Origin of the sequence: Roseococcus sp. SDR, assembly GCF_019083995.1 — a bacterium.
In the GTDB taxonomy this organism is placed as follows: domain Bacteria; phylum Pseudomonadota; class Alphaproteobacteria; order Acetobacterales; family Acetobacteraceae; genus Roseococcus.
Genome location: NZ_JAHRCU010000011.1, coordinates 144,611 through 155,914 on the forward strand (window position 1 = coordinate 144,611; position 11,304 = coordinate 155,914).

General features: G+C 71.6%; 10 protein-coding genes. 5 read left to right on the top strand and 5 right to left on the bottom strand.

What is annotated here, in order from left to right:
• Positions 1-3 precede the first annotated feature (3 nt).
• On the bottom strand, positions 4-1,029 hold the full coding sequence (locus KTR66_RS14185; protein WP_213613467.1) for a P1 family peptidase: 1,026 nt from the start codon (positions 1,027-1,029) through the stop codon (positions 4-6).
• 163 nt (positions 1,030-1,192) lie between these two features.
• Between KTR66_RS14185 and proC the strand changes: the two genes are divergently transcribed.
• Positions 1,193-2,026: a pyrroline-5-carboxylate reductase gene (proC, locus tag KTR66_RS14190; RefSeq protein WP_213613468.1), complete on the top strand. Its 834-nt coding sequence runs from the start codon at positions 1,193-1,195 to the stop codon at positions 2,024-2,026.
• Between the two features lie 88 nt (positions 2,027-2,114).
• Here proC and KTR66_RS14195 read toward each other — a convergent pair whose 3' ends face one another.
• Together KTR66_RS14195 and KTR66_RS14200 are read right to left on the bottom strand one after the other, a co-directional pair.
• Positions 2,115-3,485: a bifunctional serine/threonine-protein kinase/universal stress protein gene (locus KTR66_RS14195; protein ID WP_213613469.1), complete on the bottom strand. Its 1,371-nt coding sequence runs from the start codon at positions 3,483-3,485 to the stop codon at positions 2,115-2,117.
• A 2-nt stretch (positions 3,486-3,487) separates the two neighbouring features.
• Positions 3,488-4,219, bottom strand: a complete 732-nt coding sequence (locus KTR66_RS14200; protein WP_213613470.1) for a metallophosphoesterase — start codon at positions 4,217-4,219, stop codon at positions 3,488-3,490.
• Positions 4,220-4,319: 100 nt separating this feature from the next.
• Here KTR66_RS14200 and KTR66_RS14205 point away from each other — a divergent pair, with 100 nt between their 5' ends.
• Positions 4,320-5,261: a 2-hydroxyacid dehydrogenase gene (locus tag KTR66_RS14205; RefSeq protein WP_213613472.1), complete on the top strand. Its 942-nt coding sequence runs from the start codon at positions 4,320-4,322 to the stop codon at positions 5,259-5,261.
• Here KTR66_RS14205 and KTR66_RS14210 read toward each other — a convergent pair whose 3' ends face one another.
• Both KTR66_RS14210 and KTR66_RS14215 read right to left on the bottom strand, forming a co-directional pair.
• Positions 5,262-5,699 (bottom strand): hypothetical protein, encoded by a 438-nt coding sequence (locus tag KTR66_RS14210; RefSeq protein ID WP_213613474.1) that lies wholly within the window; start codon positions 5,697-5,699, stop codon positions 5,262-5,264.
• A gap of 126 nt (positions 5,700-5,825) precedes the next feature.
• On the bottom strand, positions 5,826-6,815 hold the full coding sequence (locus tag KTR66_RS14215) for an MBL fold metallo-hydrolase (RefSeq protein WP_213613476.1): 990 nt from the start codon (positions 6,813-6,815) through the stop codon (positions 5,826-5,828).
• Between the two features lie 106 nt (positions 6,816-6,921).
• Here KTR66_RS14215 and KTR66_RS14220 point away from each other — a divergent pair, with 106 nt between their 5' ends.
• The 3 genes from KTR66_RS14220 to KTR66_RS14230 are packed head-to-tail and all read left to right on the top strand — an operon-like array spanning position 6,922 to position 11,156.
• The gene (locus KTR66_RS14220; protein ID WP_213613477.1) at positions 6,922-7,926 is read left to right on the top strand and encodes a zinc-binding alcohol dehydrogenase family protein; all 1,005 of its coding nucleotides are present in this window, start codon (positions 6,922-6,924) and stop codon (positions 7,924-7,926) included.
• 30 nt (positions 7,927-7,956) lie between these two features.
• On the top strand, positions 7,957-10,425 hold the full coding sequence (gene hrpB, locus KTR66_RS14225; protein WP_213613479.1) for an ATP-dependent helicase HrpB: 2,469 nt from the start codon (positions 7,957-7,959) through the stop codon (positions 10,423-10,425).
• Positions 10,422-11,156: an SDR family NAD(P)-dependent oxidoreductase gene (locus KTR66_RS14230; protein ID WP_213613481.1), complete on the top strand. Its 735-nt coding sequence runs from the start codon at positions 10,422-10,424 to the stop codon at positions 11,154-11,156. Before hrpB ends, KTR66_RS14230 begins: the two co-directional genes overlap by 4 nt.
• Positions 11,157-11,304 lie beyond the last annotated feature (148 nt).

The following is an 11,304-nucleotide window of genomic DNA, read 5'->3' on the forward strand; positions in this document are numbered from 1 at the left end:
TCATCACGCCGGGATGGCGCTGTAGATCGCGTCCAGCGCCAGCTGGGACCCCACCTCCGCCGCCAGCGCCGCGGGCAGCGCCAAGGGCTCCCGCCCCGTCGAGACGGCAAACAGCACGTCGCCATCCAGCGGCGTGTGGAAGGGGCGGATGGCCTGCGCCATGGCCGCATGGATCTGGCGTCCCATCTGCCGCAGATCCCAGGCCGGCACGGCGCGGTCGATGATCACCGCCGTGATGGTGGTGTGGCTGCCCCCCGTGCCCTGCACCAGGCCCAGCTCCTGCGGGTGGTGTCGCAGGATGTCGTCCAGCGGGCGGCGCTGCCCCGTCTCGCGATCCATGAAGCCGCGCAGCAATTGCCCCTGCCGGTCATAGATGCCGCCCAGTGGATTGAGCACGGTGAAGACCCCGATGGTCGCATCGCCGATCTTGCCCACGGCGCAGCCCTGCCCGCCCTGCTCCGGCAGGAAGCGCCGGCTGCCGATCTGCCCGACGGAGGCCGAGCAGCCCGCGCCGCGCGCGCCCACCGGGAAGCGCCCCGGCCGCGCCGCGCGAAACGCCGCCGCCCCCAGCCGCTGGTCGGGGAAGACCAGCGTGTCCCGCCGCACATAGTCGAAGATGATGGCGCCGCTCACGAGGCCGATGGCGCCGACCACCGCGCGCTGCCGCTCGGCGAACATCTCCCGCGCGATCCCGGTGCCGACCTCGAGCCCGTAGAGCGAACCGCCCGAGAGAAACAGCGCCTGGATGCGCGTGGAGGGATAGTAGACGCCGGGCGAACCGCCGCGTGCATCCACCTCGCAGATGGCACCCTCGGGGAAGTGGAAGACGTTGCAGCCCGTCGGCCCCTCCCGGTATTCCGCCGTGCCGATCTGCACGCCCGGCAGGTCGAAGCGCACGCCCTCCTCGACGATCACGGGCGTCAGCCCCTCCTGCCAGGGCAGGCTGCCCAGCGGGCGCTGCGCCGCGGCCGGCCGCAGCAGCGCGGGCGCGGCCAGCGCGCCAATGAGCAGGCGGCGTCGAACGAACATGGGGATCCTCCCTGGCATGGCCGCGCGCATCCCTTGCGTGGCGCGGATGCCGGCAGCATCGCGGATGGCGAGGCCTGATGCCTTGATCCACCTCAGCCGCCCCGCCCTCCCGCGCCGGGGCGCGAGCGGCTACACTTCGCTCCAACGCTCAGGAACGCCCCACATGACCAACTCCGCCCTTCCTCCCCTCCTGCTCCCCCCCTTGCTTCTGATCGGCTGCGGCAAGATGGGCGGCGCCATGCTGGCCGGCTGGCTGGAGCTCGGCCTGCCGCCCGAGACGGTGGTGGTGGAGCCGAACGCCGCCGCCGTCAGCGCCTTCGCCGGCCGGGTGCGCCATGTGGCGAGCATCGCGGACATCCCGGCGGGCTTCGCGCCGGCGGCCATCATCCTCGCCACCAAGCCGCAGGAGGCGCCGAACGCGCTGCCCGCGCTGGCGCATCTGGCGGGGCCGGGCGTGGTGTTCCTCTCCATCATGGCGGGCAAGACCATCGGCGGCATGAACGCCATGCTGGGCGGCAATGCCCGCATCATCCGCGCCATGCCGAACACGCCGGCCGCGCTCCGCATGGGCTTCACCGTGGCCTGCGCCGGCCCCGGCGTCAGCGCCGAACAGCGCGCGCTGAGCGACCGCCTGCTGGGCGCGATCGGCGAGGCCGCCTGGGTGGAGCAGGAAGCCCTGATCGACCCCGTCACCGCCATCTCCGGCGGCGGCCCGGCCTATGTCTTCCTGCTGGCCGAGGTGATGGAGCAGGCGGCCCTCGCCCAGGGCCTGCCCCCCGACCTCGCCCGGCGCATGGCGCGCGCCACCGTGGCCGGCTCCGGCGCGCTGCTGGGTGCCAGCACGGAGGATGCGGCGCAGCTCCGCCGCAACGTCACCAGCCCCAAGGGCACGACGGAGCGCGCGCTGGCCGTCCTGATGCGCGAAGAGGCCTGGCCCGCGCTCATGCTGGAGGCGATCGAGGCCGCGACGGCGCGCTCGCGCGAACTGGCGGGCTAGAGCATGATCCGCTGAGGTGAAATCACCGAAGCGGTGAATCATCCTCTCAAAGAGGCTGGATCGTGATCCGGCGGCAGCGGATCACGATCTAGGTCGGGCGCAGCCTGACCACGGTCACCGAACACGGCGCATCCCGCGCCACCTCGGCCGCGACGCTGCCCAGCACGCGGCGGCCGAGGCTGGGGGCGCGCGCGGCCAGGATGATGTGGTCCACCCGGTTCTGCTGCGCGTATTCCAGCAGGGCCGCGCCCGGGCTTGTCGCCTCCAGCACGTGATGCGTCAGCCGCGCCTCGGGCAGCTTCAGGGGCGCGGACCAGTGCCGCAGCTCCAGCAGGCGCTGCAGATGCTTGTTGCGGCCATCCTCGTCCAGCGTCAGGTCGGGCCGCAGCAGGTTCTGCAGCAGCACATTCACGCAGGCGACGCGCGCGCCCGGCAGCGTCGCCATGATCTGCGTGACCATGCCGTGCATCGCGGCCGCCAGCTCCGGCGTCATCCCGCCGAGATCCACCGCCACCATGATGATGGGCGCGCCGGATTGCGCCATGGCGATGGCGTCGCGCTTCAGACGCGGCTGGTGGTCCGGGTGGAAGCGCCGGCGCACCCGTGCCGTCCAGGGGTCGCGCTTCAGCTTCTCGGCGCGCGCCGTCTGGCTCACCTGCTCCGGATGGCGCAGGTCGAAGGCGAGCTGCGCCGCCGTCGGGTGGCGGCGCTGCGGCTCGGGCTCCAGGTTGCGCAGGATGATCTCCTGCAGCCAGGGCGGGCAATCGGGGCGCAGCGCGCGCGGCGGCGGCGGGTCCCACCAGAGGCGGCGCTTCATCTGCGCCATGTGCTGCGGGTCGCCGAAGGGATTGCGCCCGGTGGTGAGCGCATAGAGCAGCGCCCCCAGCGCGAACAGGTCGGAGGCCGGGTCGCCGCGGATGCCCATCACCTGTTCCGGCGCCATATAGGGCGCGGAGCCATAGGGCAGGCGGAATTCCTCGGCCATCAGGTCCGGCAGATGCGCATGGTGCGAGAGGCCGAAATCCAGCAGGACGATGCGGCCCCCCACCTGCATCAGGTTCCCCGGCTTCACATCCAGATGCACCACGCCCTGGCGATGCAGCGCGCAGAGCGCCTCGGCGATCAGCGCACCCACCTCCGCCACCTCCGCGATGGGCAGCGGCAGGCGGTCCAGCAGCGGCAGCAGCGTCTCGCCCTGGATGCGCTCCATCGCGATCCAGGGCAGCGGCTCATGCCCGACGCCGAGGCAGCGCGGCACATGCGGGCCATCGAGGCGCGGCAGGATCATCTGCTCCATCTCGAAGCTGACGATGGCGGCCGGGTCCTCGCCCTCCGCCAGAAGCGGCAACTTCACGAGGATCGGGATGTCATGCGCCGGATGCGTGGCCGCGCGCAGCACCGCCATGCCGCCCTTGTGCACCACCTCGCCCAGCGTGAATTCCCCGGCCTGGCGCGGCATGCTCAGCGTCCTTCGAAAAGGCGCGCGGCCAGCGCCTCGGGCAGGCCCGCGGCGCGGATCTTCCGCGCGGCACCTTCGATGTCATAGGGCACGCGCATCCAGCCGCACTCGGCGCGCGTGGTGTCCAGCAGCCCGTAGCAGGCGGCCGGATTGCCGTCGCGCGGCTGCCCCACCGCGCCGATCACGCCGAGCCAGCGGCGCGGCTGCAGCAAAGGCAGCATCAGGTCATCCATCGGGCGGTGATGCAGCAGCTTCTCCGTCGCCGTCAGGCCGAAGAGCGCGGGCAGATGCGTGTGCCCGCAGAAGGTGAGCCGCGCCGCCGTCGCCTCCAGGCTGCGCCGCGCCTCCCGCGCATCGGTCACATAGCGCCATTCGGCGGGGTCGGAGCCATCGGCATGGGTGTAGAGGCGGTCCTCCTCCTCATGCGTGTAGGGCAGGTTCGCGAGATACTGCTTCGCCGCCGCATCCAGCCGCCCCTGCGTCCAGCGCATCGCCTCGGCCGCCAGCGTGCTGAAGCCCACCGGCCCATGCAGCGCCGCCTCGTCGTGATTCCCGCGCAGCGTCACGGCGTCCAGCGCGCGCACCCGCGCCACCACCGCCCCCGGATCGGCGCCATAGCCCACCAGGTCCCCCAGGAAGACGAGTCGCTCCGCCCCCTGCGCCGCCGCATGCGCGAGGCAGGCCTCCAGCGCCTCCAGATTGCCGTGGATGTCGGCGAGCAGGGCGATGCGCATGCGTGTCCTTCCAGCCGCGAGCCTAACCGTGCGGGCGGCGCGGCCGACATGATCCAGCGCAACCCCTCGACAGGCCAGCGCGCGCCATCGAGAAAGGGGCATGGCCCCGATCCCGCTCCTCGTCCTCAACCCGCTCGACGCCGACCGGCTCGCCCGCATCGCGGAAGGCGGCTTCACGCCGCATGTGGCCTTGGGCCCCGAAGCGCGCGCCCAGGCCATCGCGAGCATGCCCGATCTGCGCTGCGTGCTGACCAATGGCGCGACCGGCTTCACCGCGGCCGAGATGGACCGGCTGCCCAAGCTCGGGATCATCTGCGCCATCGCGGTGGGGACCGAGAATATCGATGTGGCGGCGGCCCGCGCGCGCGGCATCGTGGTCACGCACGGCCCCGGCACCAATGCACCCTCCGTGGCCGACCACGCCATGGCGCTGACGCTCGCTTTGCTGCGCGACATCCCGCGCCTCGATGCCGCGGTGAAATCCGGCGAATGGATGGGCGTGCGCTGGCCCCGCCCCATGGTGAGCGGCCGGCGCCTCGGCATCCTCGGCCTCGGCGAGATCGGCGCGATGATCGCCGCCCGCGCGCAAGGCGGCTTCGGCATGGAGATCGCCTATCACAACCGCCGCCCGCGCGAGGGTGTCCCGCATCGCTGGCTCCCCTCCGTCCAGGCGCTGGCCGAATGGGCGGAGGTGCTGCTCATCGCCGCCCCCGGGGGCGCGGCCACGCGGCACCTGGTGGATGCGGCGGCGCTGGATGCGCTCGGGCCGCAGGGCTACCTGGTGAATATCGGCCGCGGCAGCGTGGTGGACCAGGAGGCGTTGATCACGGCGCTCCGCGCGAACCGCATCGCCGGCGCCGCCATCGACGTGGTGGATGGCGAACCCGAGGTGCCGGACGCGATGCGCGCCCTGCCCAACCTCATCATCACGCCGCACATCGCCGGCCGCTCGCCCGAATCCATCCTCGCCACCGCGAGCATGGTCGTCGCCAATCTCCAGGCGCATTTCGCGGGCAAGCCGGTGCTGACACCCGTCGCCTGATCAGGCCTTCCGGAACACCGCCGGCAGCCCGCGCCAGAAGACCGCAAGCCCGATCCCCCAGACGCTGTAGATGCCAAGGCTGCGCAGCATCGCGGTCGTGTTGCCATTGGCGAACATGGGCAGGCCCTTGATCAACGGCACCAGGATCCAGGCGCCCACCACCAGCGGCAGCGCCAGGCAGAAGAGCACGGCGAAGAGCCAGAGCGGCATGGAGGCCGGGCGCTTGGGCTCCAGCAGCGCGAAGAGGATCCCCCACATCCCGCCCCAGAAGCAGGCATTCCAGATCTGGGGCACGCCGAAGGGCGCGATGGGGTTCTGCCGGAAGGGCGGGTTCGGCCCCCAGCCCATGCCGTGGTAGAAGCCGATCACCGCCTGGTGGAAGAAGAACACGCCGAGAAAGGCGCAGAGAAAGCCGAAGGCGAGGGTCGAGGGCTTCATCGGGCGGGCTCCGGGGGAAGATGCATCTTCCGCACATTCCCCCGCCCGCGCCAACAGCGAAATGAACCGCTCCGGCCGGATCGCCCATGGCCGGAACGGCCATGGCGTGAATCCGCCCGGCAGAATTCAGGTGAACTGCGCGGGCCGCGGCACGTAGAGATAGCCCTCGCCATCGCGGATGATGCGCCCGAAGCCCGGCCAGGGCACATGCACACCACCCATCAGCACGCCCTCGGTCGCCAGCAGGTCCAGCGTCCGCAGGCGGCTCTGCACGCCCATGGCGCTGTCCACATCCACGCCCACGCGCCAACGCGGACGCGCGAGCTGGATCACCATCTGATGCGCGATGTCGCCCCAGATGAAGATGGACTGGTTCTGGCTCGTCACGCGGTAGCTGACATGGCCGGGCGTATGGCCCGGCGCGGGGTCCATGAAGACGCCCGGGATCACCTCCAGCCCCTCGCGCATCTCGGTGGTGCGGATGCGGCCCTGATAGGGGCGGATGGCCCGCCGCGCCGCCTCGATGAAGCGCTGCCCCTGCGGGACGCGGCTCTCCATCGCCGGGTCCGTCCAGAACTGGTGGTCAATCTGCGTGACGACGATCTCGGCATTGGGGAAGTTGCGGGTCACGCCGTCATAGCTCAGCCCCAGCGCGTGCTCGGGGTGGATATGCGTCAGCACCACCGTATCCACCTGCTCGGGCGTGTAGCCGCTGGCGCGCAGCGCATCCAGCGTCTGCCCCGTGGTCGGGATGAAGCTCGAATGCCCGCCGCAATCGATCATGGCGAGGTTGCGGCCCGTGTTGATCAGATAGGCGCCGACCGGCTGGTGCAGCCCGGCCTCGATGGCAAAGGCCCGCGCGCGCAGCGGCGCGATGGTCTCGGGCGTGCTGTCGGGAAAGAAGTTCGGGATGTTCGACGCCTGGCCCTGCATGGCGCCGTCCAGCAGCGTGGTCACCTCCACATCGCCCACCTTGAGGCGCTGGAAGCGGGGCGGGTTCGCGCCCTTCTGCGGCGGCACGCCGGTCGCGGCGGCGGGGGTGGTCGCGGCGCCCAGCGTCGCGGCGGCAGCCGCGCCCAACAGAGTGGCGCGGCGCGCGAAGGCGAGGTCCTGCATCACATGGCTCCTTGATGACGGTGCATACAGAATTAGGGGCGCGCTCGCGCCCTGTCAGCCCTTCGCGTATGACTCGCGCAAGAAATCCGCCCGAGGAATGCCCAGCATGAAGGCCGTCGCCTATACTCATTGCCACCCCGCCACGCATGAGGATGCGCTGCTCGACCTCATCCTGCCCGAGCCCGCCGCCCCGCGCGGGCATGACATGCTGGTGGAGGTCCGCGCCGTCTCGGTGAACCCGGTGGACGCCAAGCTGCGCGCGGCGGCCGACCCGGCCGGCGAACCGCGCATCCTGGGCTTCGATTGCTGCGGCGTGGTGCGTGCGCGGGGCGACAAGGCGCAGCTCTTCCACGAGGGAGATGAGGTCTATTACGCCGGCGCGGTGAACCGCCCCGGCAGCAATGCGCAATTCCATCTGGTGGATGAGCGCATCGTCGGCCGCAAGCCCAAGACCCTGTCGGTCGCCGAAGCCGCCGCCCTGCCGCTCACCACCATCACCGCCTATGAGGCGCTGTTCGACCGGCTCAGGATCACGCGCGAAAGCAAGGGCGCGGTGCTGATCATCGGCGGCGCCGGCGGCGTGGGCTCCATGGCCGTGCAGCTCGCCCGCCAGCTCACCAACCTCACCGTGGTCACCACCGCCTCCCGCCCCGAGACGCGCGACTGGTGCCACGCGCTCGGCGCGCATGAGGTGCTGGACCACAGCCAGGACCTCGTGGCGCAGGCCCGCGCGCTGGGCCATGCGATCCCCTGGATCTTCTCCACCACGCAGACCGCGAAGCATTGGCGCGCGCTGTGCGAGACCGTCGCCCCGCAGGGTGCGCTCTGCGCCATTGATGATTTCAGCACGATCGAGATCGGCCGCCTCAAATCCAAGGCCGCGAGCTTCCATTGGGAGGCGATGTTCGCCCGCGCCATCTACAAGACGCCAGACATCGCGAAGCAGCACCTGCTGCTGAACGAGGTCGCCACCCTCATCGAGCAGGGCAAGCTGCGCCACACGATGACGAAGCATCTGGGCCGCATCAACGCCGCCAACATCGCCGCAGGGCATCAGCTCGTCGAAAGCGGCACCATGATCGGCAAGGCGGTGGCCGAAGGCTGGGAATAAGGTTGGTGTTGATGCGGCGGATTCACGCCCTTGGTTGAAGGAACCAGGGGCGAGCCCACGCTCCCCGTCGAGGAGGCGCTGCCCGCGCTGCGCGATGCGCTGCGCGAGGGCAGCAACGCGGTCCTGGTCGCGCCGCCCGGCGCGGGCAAGACCACGCTCGTGCCCCTGGCGCTCCGCGACGAGCCCTGGGCGCGCGATCAGAAACTCCTCGTCCTCGAACCCCGCCGCGTCGCCGCCCGCGCCGCCGCGCGCCGCATGGCGTCCCTGCTGGGCGAGCAGCCCGGCGGCCTGGTCGGCCTCTCCACGCGGCTCGACCGCGCCACCTCCGCCGCGACACGCATCGAGGTCATCACCGAGGGCCTTCTCGTCCGCCGCCTGCAATCCGATCCTGGCCTCGAAGGGGTCGCCGCCGTCATCTTCGACGAGGCGCATGAGCGCCATCTCGACACCGATCTCGGCCTCGCCCTGTGCCTGGATCTGCAAGCCGGGCTGCGCCCCGAACTCCGCCTGCTGGCCATGTCCGCGACACTGGACGGCGGCGCCTTCACCCGCCTGCTGAACGCGCCGCTGATCGAAAGCGCCGGCCGCGCCCATCCGGTCCGCATCGAGCATGTGAAGCGCGACATCACCGAGTTGCGCGACCTGCCGGAGGCCATGGCGGTGGCCATCCGCGGCATCATGGCGCGCGAGCCCGGCGATGTGCTGGCCTTCCTCCCCGGCTGGGGCGAAATCCGCCGCACCGCCGAGCGCCTGGGCGGCCTCGACGCCGATGTGCTGCCGCTGCATGGCGAACTCTCGCCCGCCGAGCAGGACAAGGCGCTCACCCAAGGCCCGCGCCGCCGCGTGGTGCTGGCGACCAGCATCGCCGAGACCTCGCTCACCGTGCCGGGCGTGCGCATCGTGGTGGATGGCGGCTTCCGCCGCGCCCCGCGGCTGGATGGCGCGACAGGCCTCACGCGCCTGGTGACTGTCCGCATCAGCCGCGCCGCCGCCGAGCAGCGCGCCGGCCGCGCCGGCCGCACCGAGCCGGGTGTCGCCGTCCGCCTCTGGAGCGAGGCGACGCAGCGCGGCATGGCGCTCCAGGACCGCCCCGAAATGCTGGAGGCCGAGCTCTCCGGCCTGGTTCTCGACTGCGCCGCCTGGGGCGCGGACCCCACGGCGCTCCCCTTCCTCGATCCGCCGCCGGCCGGCCAGATCGCCGCCGCGCGCGCCCTGCTGCGCAACCTCGACGCGCTGGATGCGCAGGGCCGCATCACCGTGACCGGCCAGCGCATGGCGCGCATGGGCACGCATCCGCGCCTGGCCCGCATGATGTGCGCCGTCGAGAACGAGGGGGAAGCCGCACTCGCCGCCGACCTCGCGGCGCTGCTCGAAGAGCGCGACCCCTTGCGCGGCCGCGAGCCCCCCGCCGACATCACGCTGCGCCTCGACGTGCTGCACGGCCACGCCCATGCCGAGAGCGACGGCATCGCGCTGCGCGCCATCCGCCGCGCCGCCGCGCTGCATCGCCGCCGCCTCGGCGTGCATGGCAATACGCCGTCCGAGGGCGATGCCGGCGCGCTGCTGGCCGCCGGCTTCCCCGACCGCATCGCACTGAAGCGCGGCACGATGGATGGCGCCTTCCGCCTCGCCTCCGGCCAGGGGGCGCGCCTTTCAAGTGCCGATCCGCTGGCCAAGCAAAGCCTGCTCGCCGTCGCCGACCTCGAACTCAAGGGCACCGAGGCACGCATCCGAATGGCAGCGCCCATCAGCCGCTCGTTGCTGGAAGCCCGCTTCCCCGAACGCTTCGTGACCGTCGAGGGCGCGAGCTTCGACGCCCGCGCCGGCGCCGTCCTGGCCCGCCGCCGCCTGATGTTCGGCCCGCTCATCCTGGAGGAATCCCCCCTCGCGGGCGCCGACCCCGCCGCCATGGCCGAAGCGCTGGCCGAAGCCGCCGCCGAGCGCAATTTCCGCGACCTCGACTGGAGCGAATCCGCGAAGCAGCTCCGCGCCCGCATCGCGCGCATGCAGGCGCTGGAGGGCGCGCCCTGGCCCGATGTGAGCGACGCCACCCTCGCCGCCACCGTCAAGGAATGGCTGGCGCCCTACTGCAACGGCCTGACGAAACTCGCCGAGCTGAAATCGCTCGACCTGCACGCCATGCTGCTGCCGCATGATCTCCGCCGCGCGCTCGACGCGGCACTCCCCCCGCGCATTGCCCTGCCCCAGGGCCGCAGCGCCGCCGTGGACTACACGGCCGAGATCCCGACGCTCGAGGCCCGCGCGCAGCACCTTTATGGCCTCAGCACCATGCCGCCGCTCGCGGGTGGGCGCGTGCCCCTGCAAGTGGCGTTGCTCTCCCCCGCCGGCCGCCCCATCGCCATCACGGCCGACCTCGCCGGCTTCTGGCAGGGCGGCTGGGCCGATGCGCGCAAGGAGATGCGCGGCCGCTACCCCAAGCATGACTGGCCGGAAAACCCGGCCCTCGCGCAAGCTCCACCGGAAGGAAGACGCCCATGACCCGCTGTGCCCTCATCACCGGCGCCGGCCGCAACATCGGCCGCGCGGTCGCCCTCGCCCTCGCCAAGCAGGGCATGAACGTCGTCATCAACGGCTCCACCGACCAGGCCGCCTGCGAGCGCGTGGCGAAGGAGGCCCGCGCGCTGGGCGTCGAAGCGCATGTCGCCATGGGCGATGTGGGCGACCGCGCCACCTGCCGCCGCCTGGCCGAGGCCGCCATCGCCCGCTTCGGCCGCGTGGATGTGCTGGTGAACAACGCCGCCCTGCGCCCCAGCAACAAATTCCTCGACCTCACCGAGGCCGATTACCGCCGCGTGATCGCGGTGGATCTCGAGGCCGCCATCTGGCTCTCCCAGGCCTGCCTGCCGGGCATGCTGGAAGCGGGCTGGGGCCGCATCGTGAACTTCGCCGGCATGAACGCCATCCATGGCTATGCCGGCCGCGCGCCCGTCTCCGTCGCCAAGCATGGCGTCTGGGGGCTGACCAAGTCGCTCGCCAAGGAATTCGGCCCGAAGGGCGTCACCGTGAACGCCATCTCGCCAGGCCCCATCGCCTCGGATGACGAGGATGTGGCGCCCGATGCGCACCGGCAGGAGATGGTGGTGCGCGTCCCCGTCGGCCGCCTCGGCCAGCCCGCCGAAGTGGCGGCCATGGTGCGCCTGCTGGCCTCCGACGAAGGCGCCTTCATCAACGGCCAGATGCTGGCGGTGAATGGCGGCGCCGAGACCTGAAACGAAGGGGGTCTGGGGCCTTGTTCAGACTGGGAAGATGTTTGACGGGTGTTCGGGGACATCCCTGACGGTTTTGAGGATGGCCTTAGGGCCTCTGGTGTCAATCCATCCGAGATCGAAACGCATGAAGTGCAGGCTCCAGACGCCG

Coding starts and splice junctions, on each gene's coding strand:
- KTR66_RS14185 (WP_213613467.1), bottom strand. CDS start 1,029: ATGTTCGTTCGACGCCGCCTGCTCATTGGCGCGCTGGCCGCGCCCGCG.
- proC (WP_213613468.1), top strand. CDS start 1,193: ATGACCAACTCCGCCCTTCCTCCCCTCCTGCTCCCCCCCTTGCTTCTG.
- KTR66_RS14195 (WP_213613469.1), bottom strand. CDS start 3,485: ATGCCGCGCCAGGCCGGGGAATTCACGCTGGGCGAGGTGGTGCACAAG.
- KTR66_RS14200 (WP_213613470.1), bottom strand. CDS start 4,219: ATGCGCATCGCCCTGCTCGCCGACATCCACGGCAATCTGGAGGCGCTG.
- KTR66_RS14205 (WP_213613472.1), top strand. CDS start 4,320: ATGGCCCCGATCCCGCTCCTCGTCCTCAACCCGCTCGACGCCGACCGG.
- KTR66_RS14210 (WP_213613474.1), bottom strand. CDS start 5,699: ATGAAGCCCTCGACCCTCGCCTTCGGCTTTCTCTGCGCCTTTCTCGGC.
- KTR66_RS14215 (WP_213613476.1), bottom strand. CDS start 6,815: ATGCAGGACCTCGCCTTCGCGCGCCGCGCCACTCTGTTGGGCGCGGCT.
- KTR66_RS14220 (WP_213613477.1), top strand. CDS start 6,922: ATGAAGGCCGTCGCCTATACTCATTGCCACCCCGCCACGCATGAGGAT.
- KTR66_RS14230 (WP_213613481.1), top strand. CDS start 10,422: ATGACCCGCTGTGCCCTCATCACCGGCGCCGGCCGCAACATCGGCCGC.